This is a genomic window from Streptomyces sp. GbtcB6, assembly GCF_019091475.1.
Classification (GTDB): Bacteria; Actinomycetota; Actinomycetes; order Streptomycetales; family Streptomycetaceae; genus Streptomyces; species Streptomyces hyaluromycini.
Genome location: NZ_JAGXJL010000002.1, coordinates 1 through 14,785 on the forward strand (window position 1 = coordinate 1; position 14,785 = coordinate 14,785).

Genomic DNA, 14,785 nt, shown 5'->3' on the forward strand with positions numbered 1-14,785 from the left:
CGCGAGCTTGTCGGGCCGCTCAGCCAGGCGCTGGAGAGCGTCTACGCGAACATAATCGCGCAGGGCACGCTGCCGCCGCCGGTGGACTGGCACCCGCCCCGGGGCGAGTGACCGGCGGCGGGCGCCGGGCTTGACCTAGTGAGCGTTTGATTCGCGGTCGTCTGTTTCATCTGGCTTAGGTGTCGCGCCAGTTGGCGGTGGCTTCGTGGGTGAGGCGGCGGGTCATGAGGTTGATGGCGGCTAGGGCCTGTTGTGAAAGTGCTTGCTGTGGGTACTGGGGTCAACGCGGCGATGACCATTGATCAACGGGAACGGGCTTCGTACCATCTTCCGATGGGACATGAGGATCTTCCGACTCTTGAACTCGCCTTTCCCGGACCGGAACGTGACCGTGGCGTGGCGGCGATCCTGAGCGGTCAGAAAACCGCGCTCACGGGCCTTGTGGAGATCTACGAGCACGCCGGAGAGGCGGTGCCGCAGACCGGCCAGCGGTTCTCGGTGCTCGACTCCGGGGGTCATCCGGCCGTCACGATCGAGCTCCTCGATGTACGGGTCGTTCCCATGAAGGAAATCGACGATGACTTCGCGCGAGCCGAGGGGCGTGGCTACTCCGATGTTCCCCAGTGGCGGGCAGCCCACGAAGAGTTCTTCCGGAGCGATGGCGTGAGCGAGTTCTTGGGTCGCACCCCCCTCATTGACGACGACACTCTCGTTGTTGCCGAACGCTTCCGAGTGGTCGAGCCCGTGTGATCGGCGACCGGTATCCGACACGTTGAGAGTCCGGGAGGGCTGTTGGTCATAGCCACTCGTTGATGGCTGCGACCAGCACTGTTGCCTTATAGCGGACGGCGAGCTTGTCATATCGCGTGGCCACGGCTCGGTGGCGCTTCAGCCGGTTGATCCCGCATTCCACCGCGTGGCGCTCTTTGTAGTCGGCCTTGTCGAACTTGGGCGGTCGGCCGCCTCGCGAGCCGAGTTTCTTGCGGTTGCGGACCTGGTCGGACTTCTCCGGGATCGTGCAGGGGACGCCCCGTCTGCGCAGGTAGGCGCGGTTCGCGCGAGAGCCGTACGCCTTATCGGCGCGGACCTTGTCTGGCCTGGTGCGAGGTCGACCCGGGCCGATGCGGGGCACCCGGATGCCTTCCAGTACGGGCTGGAAGTGCGGACTGTCGTGCCTCTGGCCAGCGGTGACGAGCAGGGACAGCGGCTTCTGTCCCTGCTCGACCGCGAGGTGCAGCTTGGTGGTCAGTCCGCCACGCGAGCGTCCGAGACCGTGGTCGTCGGGCTCGGTGTCGACGCCGCCGGGAGGCTCCTTCTGCAGATCCCCCTTTTGCGAGCCCCGGCGGCGTGCTGGTGGGCACGGGCAATCGTGGAGTCCACGCTGACGTCCCAGGTGATCAGGCCCTTCGTGTCGGCCTCGGCCTGCAGTTGCTCGAATATCCGCTTCCACGTGCCGTCGCGCTGCCACCGTCGGAAGAGGTCGTAGGCCCGGTCCCACGGCCCGTACCGCTTGGGGAGATCCCGCCACGGCGCACCGGTCCTGGTCCGCCACCGTATGCCGTCGACCAGCTGCCGACGCGTCCACGTCGGCGGCCGGCCCGGCTTCTTGCCCGTCGGCAACAACGGTTCGAACCGCGCCCACTGACCGTTCGTCAGATCACCACGCAGCACGATCGGCGACCATCGCACGACCTTGATCCACTTTCGCAACAGGCCCTAGTTGGATCATGGTGGCCGATCGGAGGGGGTGGGTTTCGTAGTCGCGGGCGAGGCGGCGGTGGTGGTGCATGAGCCAGCCGAGGGTGCGTTCGATGACCCGGCGGCGGGGCTGGACGTGGAAGCCGCGGATGGTGGGGGCGCGTTGGATGATTTCGAGGTCGATGCCGAGGTGGGCGGCTTGTTCCACTGCTTTGGTTTTGTGGCCGTTGTCGGCCCAGGCTTTGGTGATGGCGGGGTGGCGGTCGCGGACTCGGGTCAGGAGTTGGGTGCCGGCGGCGGAGTCGTGGGCGCTGGCGGCGGTGACGGTCACGGCGAGCAGGAGGCCGAGCGTGTAGGTGACGCTGTGCCGTTTGCGGCCGATGATTTTCTTGGCCGGGTCGATGCCTTGGCCGGCCAGGTGGACGGTGGCGGAGGTTTTGATGCTCTGGCTGTCGATCAGGCAGGCGCCGGGTTCGCCGGTGCGGCCCTCGGCCTGGCGGACTTTGCCGCGTAACAGGCCGGTGAGCTGGTCGAAGATGCCGTCGGCTTCCCAGAGGGCGCAGTAGCCGTAGACGCTCTGGTGAGGCGGGAAGTCGTGGGACAGGTAGCGCCAGGGGATGCCCGTGCGGTCGCAGGTCAGGCCCCGGATGCCGCCAGTGTGACGGTCTTGTACTCGACGTACTGGGACAGTCCCGCCGTGCCGTACTCGCGGCCGATGCCGCTGGCCTTGTGGCCGCCGAACGGGCCGTCGAAGGAGACGGGTGCGCCGTTGACGGTGACCGTGCCGGTGCGAAGTCGGCGGGCCACTTCGAGGGCGTGGGTCTCGTCGGCTGACCACACGCCCCCCGAGAGGCCGTACTCGGAGTCGTTGGCGATCCGCACGGCGTCGTCCTCGTCGTCGTAGGCGATGACCACGAGGACCGGGCCGAAGATCTCCTCCTGGGCGATCCGCAGGGAGTTGTCGACGTCGGCGAACACGGTCGGGGTGACGTAGTTGCCGTTCTCCAGCCCCGGCGGGACCTGGGGGCCGCCGGTCACGAGCCGGGCGCCCTCCTTGATGCCGAGTTCGATGTAGTCGCGCACCCGCTGCTGCTGGTCCCGGCGGACCATCGGGCCGATGAAGGTGTCGGGGTCGGCAGGGTCGCCGACCTTGAGCGACTCCACGAGGTCCTTGAGGGCGGTGACGACCTCTTCGTACCGGCCGCGCTGCGCGAGGACGCGGGTCTGCGCGATGCACGCCTCGCCGTTGTTGAGGAGGGAGGCGAACTTCAGCCCCTGCACCGCCCGGTCGACGTCGGCGTCCGGCAGGATGATCGCGGCCGACTTGCCGCCCAGCTCCAGGCTGACCCGCTTCAACTGCTCGCCCGCGATGGCTGCGATCCTGCGGCCGGCCAGGGTCGAGCCGGTGAACGCGATCTTGTCGATGTCACGGTGCGAAACGAGGTATTCACTGGTCCCCCGGTCGGCGGGGAGCACGCTGATCACGCCTTCCGGCAGGCCGGTCCGCTCCAGCAGCTCCGCGAGCAGCCCCATGCTCAGCGAGTTCTCCGGCGACAGCTTCAGGACGACCGTGTTCCCGGCCAGCAGCGCCGGGATGATCTTCGCCAGGGCCGCCGAGAACGGGGAGTTCCAGGGGATGACGGCGGCCACGACGCCGACCGGCTCGCGGCGCACCACGGTCCGGACCGCGGCGGCGGACTCCAGCATCTCCTCCCAGCCGAACCCCTCGGCCGCCCTGAGGTAGGCCTCGGCCTGCCGGGTGAGCCCCGGCTGGCCGGCCCCGGTGAACCAGCGGGCCGAGCCGTTCTCGGCCGAGATCAGGTCGGCGATCTTCTCGGCGTCGGCCTCACGGAGGGCGTTCAGCCGCCGTACGGCAGCGATGCGCTCCGCCGGGCTGGTCCGCGGCCAGGGGCCCTCGTCGAAGGCGGCCCTGGCGGCGGCAACGGCTCGGTCGACGTCGGCGGGCCGGGCCTGGGCGGCACGGCCGATGACGGCCTGGTCGTGCGGCGAGCGAATGTCGAGCAGTTCCGGGTCGCTGGGCGCCGTCCAGGAGCCCGCGATGTAGAGACGGTCGTAAGTGATCATGTGCCCTCTCCCGAGGATCGGAGCGAATCGGGTTTGCCATCCATCCGCTATCTGTCACATCAAAATAGCACTTGCAGTTCACTCCAGCTCATGGCTGAGTCGGTAGGTGTGGTAGGTGCCACATCTCCGGCTATGCTCCGTGCGTGAGAGCTGACGCAGCACGCAATCTGGAAGCCGTTCTGACGACCGGGGCCCGTATGCTCGCCGCCGACCCGGGCGCGAGCATCGCCGCGATCGCCGCCGAGGCCGGCGTCGACCGGCGCACCGTCTACCGGCGGTTCGCGTCTCGCGAGGAGCTGCTGGCGGCCATCTACGAGGCCCGGTACGACGCGGTCGAGCGGGCCGTCGAGCACGCCAGGCTGCGGGAGGCCCCCGTCGCCGTGGCACTGCACCGGTACGTCGAGGAGATCATCGGCGTCAATCGCAGGTGGCCCGTGGAGCTCACCCGGCTGCGGGCCGACGACGCGATCCGGGAGCGTCGCGACGCCCTGGTCCGGGACGTCGACGACTCCCTGCGGCGGGCCGCCGACGAGGGGCTGCTCCGCGACGACCTGCCCCTCGCCTGGGCGAGTTCACTGCTGCCGCAGCTCATGCATCTGGCGTCGCAGCAGTTGCCCGAGCTCACCGCCGCCCAGGCCGCCGACACGGTCGTCGACACCTTTCTGCGCGGGCTCGGGGCGCGGTGATCGCCGCGGGGGTTGTGGTGCGCCCGTGCGTCTGATTGGGTACCGCGCGACAGAACAGGGGTGACCAGCGTGGATCAGGCGGCACGGCAGGACGTCCGAGGGGCGCTGCCCGCAGGGCTCGGGCAGGCGATACGGCAGACCGCCGCCGACATCACGGCCGTGCTCGACGGCGTTTCCGACACAGGTGGCGCCGTACCGGGATCGCAGTGGACGGTCGGCGAGGCGGCGGCGCATCTGGCGCTGGCCAACGAGCTGATGGCCGACCTCGCCCAGGGCCGGGAGCGCCCGTACGGGGACGGCACGCCGCAGAGCCTGGCGGCGGCCAACGCCGAGTCGCTGGCCGCGTTCGGGGAACGCCGGGCGGCGCCGCTCGCGGCGATGATCGCCGAGCAGGCGGAGCGCTGCGCCGACGCGCTGGCCGCGACGGCCGACGGCCCGGCGCCGGTGACCCCGCTCGGCCCGATGGACCGGTCCGTCCTCGCCTCCTATCTGCTCACCCACATGCTGGGCCACGGCTACGACCTCGCGCGTGCGCTGCGGCGCCCGCACATGATCGACGCCGAACGGGTCGCGTGGTGCATGCCGTTCATGCTCTCGGTGATGCCGACCGTGGCCGACGGCTCGGCCACCGCCGGCCTGACCGCCCGCTACACGATCCGGCTGCGCGGTGGCGACAGTGCCTTCGGCGTCACCCTCGCCGACGGTGCCGTACAGGTGGCACCGGAACCGCGCGACCGCCCCGACTGCACGATCCTCATCGATCCGGTCGCCTTCCTGCTCATCGCCCTCGGCCGCCGCAACCCCTGGCTGGCGATGGCCCGGGGTCAGGTGCTCGCCTTCGGCCGCAAGCCCTGGCTCGGACCTCGCTTCCCCGCCCTTTTCGTCGCCCCCTGACCACGCCCAAACACGGCGGAGATGTTCGAAAGGCCGCCGCCCGGCAGGTCCTAGGGCTGCGCCCCTCGAACGGCCGTGCGGCGCAAGGGATGCGGGAAGGGCGACCGGGACATGCCGCTGAGCCCCGGGGAGTCGGGGTGCGCCTGGTCCGCCGGCGGTTGCACGCTCGTCGGTCGGCTCCTCAGTCGGCCGAGCCGGAGAACCTGCCGTACACGGGCCTGATCCGGGTGGCCCCGAGCACCGGCGCCGTCGTCGAAGTCCCCTTCCAGAGCCTCCTTCGGGGCCCGCTCAAGCGGGCCGCTTCCGCCAGACCGGGTCGGCGCTCCGCCCGCTGAACCGGCGTACGCGCATGCACCACCACCCCCACCCCCGACCGGCCTAACGCCGCTCGGCCAGAAGAGGCGAGCGGGCGTGACCGGTGTGACCGTGGTGGAAGGTATGGGCGCGCGCACGGATCCGAGGAGGCTGCATGGCCGAGGGACTGGTCGACGGCAGAGCGCCCCGCACTGCCCTGGTGGACGGTTCCGGCCGCCCCGCACCGACCTTCGAACAGATGAGTGCCGTCGCCGATGCCGTGCTCTACGAGGGTTACCTCCTCTACCCCTATCGGCGGTCCTCGCCGAAGAATCGTGCCCGCTGGCAGTTCGGGGTCCTCTTGCCCCGGGACTGGGTGGAGGCCGACGGTCCGGTCAGACCGGGTGTGTCGGGTTCGGCGGACTCCTGGTACCAGCAGACGGAGTGCCTGCTGCGGGTGCGCCGGCCGGATGCGGTCGTACGGCTGCGGGTGCGGTATCTGCACGTGCAGCACAAGCAGGTCGAGGACGGCGACGGGCGGCCGGTCGAGTCGCTGAGCTGCGAGGACGGGACCGTGCAGCTGACCTTCGAGGAAGCGGTGGCGCGCGAGGCAGACCTCACCATCGCGCTGGACGAGGGCGAGCACAGGTTTCCGGTGGGTTCCCCGGCCGGCGCCGACACGGAGGAGCTGTCCTCCGGCGCCGGGCGGGTGGTACGGCGCCGGGAGGAAGTGCGGGCGAGTACCGTCCTCGTGGCCGAGCGGCTCGGCGAAGGGCTCTTCCGGCTCCGGGTGCGCACCGCCAACGAGGGGCACGTGGGAGATCCGCACGCCCCGCGCGACCGGGCCCTGCGGCACGCGCTCATCGCGACCCACACCCTCCTCGGCGTCGAGGGCGCGGAGTTCGTCTCCCTGATCGACCCGGGCCCGGCCCTCCAGGAGGCCGCCCGGAACTGCCGCAACGACTTCACCTTCCCGGTGCTCGGCGGCACTCCCCCGGCCACCGCCCCCGCGGACGGCTCGGTGTCCGCCCTGCTGCTCTCCTCGCCGATCATCCTCCCCGACCATCCGCAGGTGGCGCCGGAGAGCCCGGGTGACCTGCACGACGCCGGTGAGATCGACGAGATCCTGACCCTGCGCACCATGCTGCTGACGGAGGAGGAGAAGCGGGAGGCCCGGGCCACCGACCCGCGGGCCGCCGAGATCCTCGACCGGGTCGACACCATGCCACCGGAGGTCTTCGAACGGCTGCACGGCGCCATCCGCTCACTCAACCCGATCAGCGAAGCGTCGGTCGGGGACGGCTCCACCGGCCAGTTCACCCTCGCCGCACACCCCGCCGGCACAAGCTCCCTCGCCGAACGTCCCGTCTGGTGGCAGGAGGGCGGCGATGACGGGATCTCCCCGGCGACCGACACCGTCCTGGTCGGCGGTGTGCGGGTCGGTGGTGGCAGTCCGGTGCGGCTGTGCCCGCGGGGCAGGGGTGCCGACGCCCAGGACATGTTCCTGGCCGGCCGGACCGCGACCGTGGCCGCCGTCTTCCACGACGTGGACGGCAGCACCCATCTCGCCGTCACCGTGGACGACGATCCGGCGGCCGAACTGCACGGCTGGTACGGCCGTTTCCACTACTTCCGGCCCGACGAAGTCGAGCCGCTCGGGGGCACCGACGTCCCGGATCCAGCGACGGCTGCCGAGCCGTCCCCGGGACCCACTCCATCGGAGGCCTAGCACATGAGCACCAGCAAGAACGGCACCACGGCCGTCGGCGGCGAACCCGGCCGAGCCGACGGCGAGCACCAGGGGTTCGACGAGATCACCATCCTCTGGATCTCCGAGGGCATGAGCTGCGACGGCGACACCGTCTCCGTGACGGCCGCCGACCAGCCCTCCATCGAGGACCTGGTCCTGGGCCTGATCCCGGGGATACCGAAGGTCAACCTGGTCAACAAGGTGCTCTCGCCGAGCCTGGGCGGCGAGGACTTCCTCGCGCCGTACCGGGCGGCCGCGCGGGGCGAACTGGAGCCGTTCATCCTCGTCATCGAGGGATCGATCCCGAACCAGAACATCATCGAGGGCGACGGCTACTGGACGTCCTTCGGCAACGACCCGGAGACCGGCCAGCCGCAGACCCTCAACAACTGGATCGACGAACTGGCGCCCAGGGCCTGGGCGGTGGTGGCCGTCGGCACCTGTGCCACCTTCGGCGGCATCCACGCGATGGCCGGCAACCCGACCGGCGCCATGGGCCTCGCGGACTACCTCGGCTGGGACTTCAAGTCGCAGGGCGGGCTGCCGGTGGTGAACATCCCGGGCTGCCCGGTCCAGCCGGAGAACTTCATGGAGACCCTGGTCTGGGTGCTCTACCACGCCGCCGGCACCGCTCCCCCGCCGCCGCTGGACCACATGCTGCGGCCGCAGTGGCTGTTCGGGCGCACGGTGCACGAGGGCTGCGACCGGGGCTCGTACTACGAGCAGGCGTCCTTCGCGACGGACTACAACTCGCCCAAGTGCCTGGTCAAGACGGGCTGCTGGGGTCCGGTCGTGAACTGCAACGTGCCCAAGCGGGGCTGGATGGCCGGCATCGGCGGCTGTCCGAACGTCGGCGGTATCTGCATCGGCTGCACCATGCCGGGCTTCCCGGACGCGTTCATGCCGTTCATGGACGAGCCGCCCGGCGGCACCCTCTCGTCGCTCGCGATCAAGCCGTACGGGGCGGTCATCCGCAGGCTGCGCGGCTTCACCAACGAGCTGGTCAACCACGAGCCGAAGTGGCGCCACAACAAGCGCAAGCTCACCAGCGGCTACGCCCCGCGCTGGCGCCCCTGACACACCGGCGCCCTCCCGACCCCCAAGTCCCCCCACAGCAAAGGTCAGCGACGCTGATGACAACAGAGGCCCGGCAGAAAGGGCGCAAGCCCGCGCAGATCGTGGACATGTCCTGGGATCCGATCACCCGGATCATCGGAAACCTGGGCATCTACACGAAGATCGACTTCGCCAACAAGGAGGTGGTGGAGTGTCACAGCACCTCCTCCCTCTTCCGCGGCTACTCCGTCTTCATGAAGGGGAAGGACCCGCGCGACGCCGGGTTCATCACCTCCCGCATCTGCGGCATCTGCGGCGACAACCACACCACCTGCTCCGACTACGCCCAGCAGATGGCGTACGGCGTGAAGCCGCCGCCGCTGGCCGAGCACATCGTCAACCTCGGCGAAGCGGCCGAGTACATGTTCGACCACACGATCTTCCAGGACAACCTGGTCTTCGTGGACTTCTGCGAGCAGATGGTCAAGGCCACCAACCCGAGCGTCCTGGCCCGCGCGCAGAAGACCAACGCGCCGCGCGGTGACATTCACGGCTACCGGACCATCGCGGACATCATGAAGGCCTTCAACCCCTTCGAGGGCGAGGTCTACAAGGAGGCCCTCAAGGTCTCCCGGACCACCCGTGAGATGTTCTGCCTGATGGAGGGCCGGCACGTCCACCCCTCCACGCTGTATCCGGGCGGTGTCGGCACCATGCCGTCGCCGACCGCGTTCACCGACTACCTCAGCCGGCTGATGCACGTCATCGACTTCGTGAAGAAGGCCGTCGCCATGAACGACGACGTCTTCGACTTCTTCTACGAGGCGCTGCCCGGCTACGAGGAGGTCGGCAAGCGCCGTATCATGCTCGGCTGCTGGGGCGCCTGGCAGGACCCGAAGGTCGTCGACTACAAGTACGAGAACATGAACCGCTGGGGCAAGGCGATGTACGTCACCCCGGGCATCGTGGTCGACGGCGAGCTGGTCACCAACAACCTGGTCGACATCAACCTGGGCCTGCGGATCATGCTGGGCAGCTCGTTCTACGAGGACTGGGTCAACGAGGACCCGTTCGTCACCCACGACCCGCTCGGCAACCCCGTCGACATACGGCACCCGTGGAACCAGACCACCCTCCCGGTGCCGCAGAAGCGGGACTTCGAGGGCAACTACAGCTGGGTGATGAGCCCGCGCTGGTTCGACCAGCGCACCGGCGACCACCTCGCCCTGGACACCGGCGGCGGCCCGCTGGCCCGGCTCTGGTCGACCGCGCTGAACGGCATCGTCGACACGCCGTACATCAAGGCCACCGGCCACAGCGTGCGGATCTCGCTGCCCAAGGGCGAGTCCCTGCCGGAGACCACGCTGGAGTGGAAGATCCCGAAGTGGTCCAACACCCTCGAACGCGACCGCGCCCGGCCGTACTTCGTGGCCTACGCGGCCGCCATGGCCCTGCAGTTCCTGGACGAGGCGATGGGGCTGGTCCGGTCCGGCGACACCAAGGTGTTCGAGGACTTCGAGGTGCCGGACGAAGCGATCGGCTGCGGCTTCCACGAGGCCGTGCGCGGGGTACTCTCGCACCACCTGGTGATCAAGGACAAGAAGATCGCCAACTACCACCCGTACCCGCCGACCCCGTGGAACGCCAGCCCCCGCGACAAGTTCGGCACCCCGGGTCCGTACGAGGACGCCGTGATGGGCCAGCCGATCTTCGAGGAGAACGGCCCGGACGACTTCAAGGGCGTCGACATCATGCGTACGGTCCGCAGCTTCGACCCCTGTCTGCCGTGCGGTGTCCACATGTACACGGGCAAGGGCAAGACGCTGACCGTCACGCACTCGCCGACGTACGGGGCGAATCATGGCTGACGCCGGACGGCTCGACAGCCCTGCGGTCGAGGCCCGGCTGGCCCGGCTCGACGCGCTGCTGGAGAGCCTGGAGTCCGCTCCCGGCCCGACCGGCGGTTCGGCCGTCGAGGCGGTGCGGCTGCTGACCGAGGTCTACGGCGAGGCGCTCGCCCGTGTCCTCGACCACGCGGACCCGGCGGCCGTCCGGCAGCTCGCCGACGACGAGCTCCTCGACCACCTGCTCGTCCTGCACGACATCCATCCCGACCCGCCCGAGCTGCGGGCCGCCCGCGCGGTCGAGCGGCTGCGCCCCGCCGTCCAGGAGCGCGGCGGTGACGTCGAGTGGGCCGGTGTGGAGGGCGAGGTGGGCCGGGTGCGGCTGGCCACGGGCGGCGGTTGCGGCTCGGGGTGCGGCGGAGATACCACTGAGGTGACCGACGCCGTCCGGGAGGCGGTGCTCGCCGCGGCTCCCGAGCTGGCCGACGTGCAGCCGGTGCCCGAGGCCCCGGCGCCCGCCTTCGTGCCCCTGGACTCCCTGCGCCGGCCGCAGGAGGCCCGGTGACAACCGACGGAGCCCTGGCCCGCCTCATCCGTTCCTCGGCCGACCGGCAGCCGGCGGCCGGGGCGGAGGTGTGCGACCTGTGCGCCGAGCCGCTGGCCGGGGACCATCCGCATCTGTACGACACCGGGCAGGCCGAGGTCCGCTGTGCCTGCCGTGCCTGCTCGGTGCTGTTCGCCGACACCCGGCAGGGCATCGGCGCGGGCGACGGCCAGTTCCGGCTGATCCCCACCCGCCGGGTCCGCCTCCCGAAGGTCGACACCGCGGCCCTCGGGGTCCCGGTCGGCCTGGTCTTCTTCGTGCCGCGCGCCGACGGCTCGGTCACCGCCGAGGGGCCGAGCCCGGCGGGGGCCATGCGCTGGGAGGTGGAGGCGGCGGCCTGGCAGCGTGCGGTCGTCGGCTGCCCGCCCCTGGCCGGCATGCCCCCCGACGTCGAGGCGCTGCTGGTCAACACCGTGCACGGCCTGGACCACCACTGGATCGTCCCGGTCGACGACTGCTTCCGCATGCTCGCCGTGGTCCGCCGGGAGTGGCGCGGCCTGTCCGGCGGCGGCCGGATGTGGCCGGCCGTGGAGCGTTTCTTCGAGGAGCTCACCGAGCGGCCTTGAGGAACGGCAACACAGGAAGGAGAAACCCCATGGGCAGCATCAGAGTCGGCCGAGCCCAGGCCCGGCCCGACACACCGTCCCACGTGCCCGGCATGCACCAGGGCAACCGGGGGCCGAACACCGCCCAGACGGGACACCACCAGGACGGCACCGCCGACGCGCGGCGCTCGACCGGGATCCACTGGAAGCGGCACGACGTGCTGCTGGACGTCATGCCGAACATCCCACCCGGATGACACAGAACAGGGAGTGCCCCCTATGAAGATGCAACGCAAGAGAGCCGGAACGGCGGCCCAACGCGTCCTGACCGCCGAGGTCGCCGTGGTGGGCGCGCTGCTCCTGGCGCTGTTCGTCACCGAGATCCCCAGCTTGATGCGCGAGATGAGGATCTGGCGGATCGCCGGCGGGCTGCGCGCCGGTCACCGGTATCCGTGAGCCGGTCGTGCACGAACTGTCGATCGCGACCGCGATCGTGGAGCAGGCCGACGAGTGGGCCCGGGCGGACGGCGCGGACAACGTCTCCGCGGTGACCGTCCGGGTCGGCGAACTGTCCGGGGTCGTCCCCGACGCCCTGGACTTCGCCTTCGAGGTGGCCCGCGACGGCACCGCCCTCGCCGGTGCCCGGCTCGTGGTCGAGCAGGTGACCGCGCGGGCCTGGTGCGGGCCGTGCGCCGAGGAGTTCGCGGTGGGCATGCCGCCGTTCTTCTGGTGCCCGCGCTGCGACCGTCCCTCCACCGAGCTGCGCAGCGGCCGGGAACTGGAGATCACCGAGGTCGAGTGACCCCGCCGGTGCCACGGAAGGCCCGGGCCGCCGCCGGGGTCGTCGTCCTGTCGTCAACAGATACGGGGCAGTTGCTCCCCCAGCGGAAGATCGACGACCCGGGTGCCGCCCAGGCCGGTCGCCACCACCACCATGCCGGGGTGCTCGGTCACGCACTGGCCGATGACCACCGCGCCCGTCCCCTGCGGATGGGCGCGCATCGCCGCGAGTACGGCCTCGGCCTCCGTCGGCGGGACGAAGGCGACGAGCCGCCCCTCGTTGGCGACGTACAGCGGGTCCAGACCGAGGAAACCGCAGGCGTTGGCGACCGCGTCCGGTACCGGGATCGCGCGCTCGGCCAGCCGTACCCCGGTTCCCGAGGCGCGGGCGATCTCGTTCAGCGACGCGGCCAGGCCGCCGCGGGTCGGGTCGCGCAGGACGTGGATGTCGGGGGTGACGTCCAGCATGGTCGCGACCAGGTCGGCCAGCGGCGCGGTGTCGCTGGCGATCTCGACGCCGAACTCCAGCCCCTCGCGCACGCTGAGCACGGCGACACCGTGCAGCCCGATCGGCCCGCTGACGATGACGGCGTCGCCGGGCCGGGCGCGCTGCGGCCGGATGTCGACGCGCTCGGGGACGAGGCCGACGCCGGCGGTGGTGACGTACACCCCGTCCCCGTGGCCGCTCTCGACCACCTTGGTGTCGCCGGTGGCGATCGTGACACCGGCCGTCTCGGCGGCCGCGCCCATGGCCCGCGCGATGCGTTCGACGACGGTCAGCTCGACACCCTCCTCCAGGACGAAGGCGGCGGAGAGGTAGGCGGGGCGGGCGCCGCTCATCGCCAGGTCGTTGACGGTGCCGTTGACGGCGAGGTCGCCGAGGCAGCCGCCGGGGAAGAACAGCGGCCGTACGACGTAGGAGTCGGTGGAGAACGCCAGGCGGGCGCCGCCGAGGTGGAGGACGGCGGAGTCGGTCATCCCTGCAAGGAGGGCGTTGCCGTAGGCGGGGGCGAAGATCTGCTCGATGAGTTCGGCGGAGAGGGCGCCGCCTCCGCCGTGGCCCATGACCACGACCGGCTGGTCGCGGATCGGCGCCGGGCAGCTCCAGTTCGCGGGGTCGACGACGGTCTGCTCAGCCAACGGGGTTCATCTCCTCGCGCGGGAGGGCCGGTTCGGACATCCGGCGGTAGAGGTAGTAGGCGGCGCAGGCGCCCTCGCTGGAGACCATGGTGGCGCCGAGCGGGGTGCGTGGGGTGCAGCTGGTGCCGAAGGCCGCGCAGTCGGTGGGTTTGATGAGCCCCTGCAGGACTTCGCCGGCGCGGCACTCGGCGGGCTCCTCGGTGCGGATGCCGGTGACGTCGAAGCGGTGCTCGGCGTCGAACGCGCGGTAGGCCTCGCTCAGCCGCCAGCCGCTGCCGGGGATGCGGCCGATGCCGCGCCAGGCCCGGTCGGTGACCTCGAAGACCTCCTCGATCATGCGGATGGCGGCCGGGTTGCCGTCGGCGCGCACGGCGCGGGCGTAGGCGTTCTCCACCCGGTGCTCGCCGCGCTCCAGTTGGCCGACCGTGCGGCGGATGCCCTCCAGGATGTCGAGCGGTTCGAAGCCGGTGACGACGATGGGGACCCGGTGCCGTGCGGCGAGTTCGGGGTACTCGGCCATGCCCATCACGCTGCACACGTGCCCGGCGGCCAGGAAGCCCTGCACCCGGCAGGCGGGGGCGGTCATGATGGCCTCGATGGCCGGGGGGACCCGGACATGGGAGACCAGGAGGGTGAAGTTGGCCAGGCCGAGGCGCTTGGCCTGGTGGACGGCCATGGCGTTGGCGGGGGCGGTGGTCTCGAAGCCGATGGCGAAGAACACCACCTGCTTGTCGGGGTGGCGCCGGGCCAGCTGGAGCGCGTCGAGCGGTGAATAGACCACGCGGACGTCCCCGCCCGCGCCCTTGACCCGGAACAGGTCCCGGTCGGTGCCGGGGACCCGGAGCATGTCGCCGAAGGAGCAGAAGATCACGTCGGGGCGGGCGGCGATCTCCAGTGCCTTGTCGATGCACTCCAGCGGGGTGACACAGACCGGGCAGCCCGGTCCGTGGATCAACTCCACCTCATCCGGGAGGAGTTGGTCGATGCCGTGCCGGATGATCGAGTGGGTCTGGCCGCCGCACACCTCCATCAGGGCCCAGGGCCGGGTGGCGGTGGCCCGGATCTCGTCCAGCAGCCGGCGGGCCAGCTGGGGGTCGTTGAACTCGTCGAGGTACTTCACCGGGTCTCGCTCCCCTCGGACTGCTGGGCCGCCTGCTGCCAGGCGTCGCCGAACTCCTCCTCCAGGAGCCCCAGTTCCTCGAAGAGCCTGAGGGAGGCCAGGGCCGACTCCTCGTCAAGTCGCTGCAGGGCGAAGCCCACATGGACGATGACGTACTCGCCGACCTTGACGTCCGACACGTACTCCAGACACGCCTGCTTCTGCACCCCGCCGAAGTCGATCAGGCCGGTGAGCGGATCGGCGGTGTCGTCGATGCTCACGACTCTTCCGGGCACTGCCAAACACATGG

Annotated in this window: 16 protein-coding genes and 1 pseudogene; 11 read left to right on the top strand and 6 right to left on the bottom strand. The window is 70.7% G+C overall.

The genetic code is table 11. The annotated features are described in order from the left end of the window. Positions 1-333 precede the first annotated feature (333 nt). Positions 334-750, top strand: coding sequence for an ASCH domain-containing protein (locus tag KVT45_RS02975; RefSeq protein WP_217544884.1), 417 nt, complete (start codon positions 334-336; stop codon positions 748-750). A gap of 46 nt (positions 751-796) precedes the next feature. On the opposite strand, the gene KVT45_RS02980 is transcribed toward KVT45_RS02975, so the two are convergent. The 3 genes and pseudogenes from KVT45_RS02980 to KVT45_RS02990 all read right to left on the bottom strand — a co-directional run bounded on the left by KVT45_RS02980 (position 797) and on the right by KVT45_RS02990 (position 3,783). Then, positions 797-1,671, bottom strand: a protein-coding gene (locus KVT45_RS02980) for an IS5 family transposase (protein ID WP_217545289.1) whose coding sequence is annotated in 2 segments (ribosomal slippage) — positions 797-1,324 and positions 1,327-1,671 — 873 coding nt in all. Because the reading frame shifts where the segments join, the coding sequence is not laid out codon by codon here. Further along, positions 1,658-2,329 (bottom strand): annotated as a pseudogene (locus KVT45_RS02985) (IS5 family transposase); the annotation flags it as partial. The gene KVT45_RS02980 and the pseudogene KVT45_RS02985, both read right to left, overlap by 14 nt. 5 nt (positions 2,330-2,334) lie before the next feature. Next, positions 2,335-3,783, bottom strand: coding sequence for an aldehyde dehydrogenase (locus KVT45_RS02990; protein WP_217544885.1), 1,449 nt, complete (start codon positions 3,781-3,783; stop codon positions 2,335-2,337). A gap of 197 nt (positions 3,784-3,980) precedes the next feature. On the opposite strand from KVT45_RS02990, the gene KVT45_RS02995 reads away from it, so the two are divergent. From KVT45_RS02995 to hypA, 10 genes are all read left to right on the top strand, one after another. Then, positions 3,981-4,469 carry a TetR/AcrR family transcriptional regulator gene (locus KVT45_RS02995; protein WP_217545290.1) on the top strand — a complete coding sequence of 163 codons (489 nt, stop codon included), beginning with the start codon at positions 3,981-3,983 and terminating at the stop codon, positions 4,467-4,469. Positions 4,470-4,538: 69 nt separating this feature from the next. Then, on the top strand, positions 4,539-5,363 hold the full coding sequence (locus KVT45_RS03000; protein WP_217545291.1) for a maleylpyruvate isomerase family mycothiol-dependent enzyme: 825 nt from the start codon (positions 4,539-4,541) through the stop codon (positions 5,361-5,363). Positions 5,364-5,916: 553 nt separating this feature from the next. Then, positions 5,917-7,386, top strand: coding sequence for a hypothetical protein (locus KVT45_RS03005; RefSeq protein WP_254646297.1), 1,470 nt, complete (start codon positions 5,917-5,919; stop codon positions 7,384-7,386). Positions 7,387-7,389: 3 nt separating this feature from the next. Further along, positions 7,390-8,484, top strand: coding sequence for a hydrogenase expression protein HypE (locus KVT45_RS03010; protein ID WP_217544887.1), 1,095 nt, complete (start codon positions 7,390-7,392; stop codon positions 8,482-8,484). Positions 8,485-8,540: 56 nt separating this feature from the next. Next, entirely contained in the window at positions 8,541-10,331 is a 1,791-nt protein-coding gene (locus KVT45_RS03015) for a nickel-dependent hydrogenase large subunit (RefSeq protein WP_217544888.1), read from the top strand. After that, complete coding sequence (locus tag KVT45_RS03020; protein WP_217544889.1) at positions 10,324-10,872, top strand: NifU family protein; 549 nt, start codon at positions 10,324-10,326, stop codon at positions 10,870-10,872. Before KVT45_RS03015 ends, KVT45_RS03020 begins: the two co-directional genes overlap by 8 nt. Then, the gene (locus tag KVT45_RS03025) at positions 10,869-11,477 is read left to right on the top strand and encodes a DUF5947 family protein (protein ID WP_217544890.1); all 609 of its coding nucleotides are present in this window, start codon (positions 10,869-10,871) and stop codon (positions 11,475-11,477) included. The genes KVT45_RS03020 and KVT45_RS03025 overlap by 4 nt, the downstream gene beginning before the upstream one ends. Positions 11,478-11,506: 29 nt before the next feature. After that, entirely contained in the window at positions 11,507-11,713 is a 207-nt protein-coding gene (locus KVT45_RS03030; protein WP_217544891.1) for a hypothetical protein, read from the top strand. A gap of 28 nt (positions 11,714-11,741) precedes the next feature. Then, a complete protein-coding gene (locus KVT45_RS03035; protein WP_217545327.1) occupies positions 11,742-11,912 on the top strand; it encodes a hypothetical protein in 171 nt (56 codons plus the stop codon). Positions 11,913-11,919: 7 nt separating this feature from the next. After that, positions 11,920-12,258 (top strand): hydrogenase maturation nickel metallochaperone HypA, encoded by a 339-nt coding sequence (hypA, locus tag KVT45_RS03040; protein WP_217544892.1) that lies wholly within the window; start codon positions 11,920-11,922, stop codon positions 12,256-12,258. A 53-nt stretch (positions 12,259-12,311) separates the two neighbouring features. On the opposite strand, the gene hypE is transcribed toward hypA, so the two are convergent. The 3 genes from hypE to KVT45_RS03055 form a co-directional block, all read right to left on the bottom strand. After that, positions 12,312-13,301 carry a hydrogenase expression/formation protein HypE gene (gene hypE / locus KVT45_RS03045; protein ID WP_254646300.1) on the bottom strand — a complete coding sequence of 330 codons (990 nt, stop codon included), beginning with the start codon at positions 13,299-13,301 and terminating at the stop codon, positions 12,312-12,314. A 67-nt stretch (positions 13,302-13,368) separates the two neighbouring features. After that, positions 13,369-14,496, bottom strand: a complete 1,128-nt coding sequence (hypD, locus tag KVT45_RS03050) for a hydrogenase formation protein HypD (protein WP_217544893.1) — start codon at positions 14,494-14,496, stop codon at positions 13,369-13,371. Further along, positions 14,493-14,783, bottom strand: a complete 291-nt coding sequence (locus KVT45_RS03055) for a HypC/HybG/HupF family hydrogenase formation chaperone (protein WP_217544894.1) — start codon at positions 14,781-14,783, stop codon at positions 14,493-14,495. The genes hypD and KVT45_RS03055 overlap by 4 nt, the downstream gene beginning before the upstream one ends. Between the last annotated feature and the right edge of the window lie 2 nt (positions 14,784-14,785).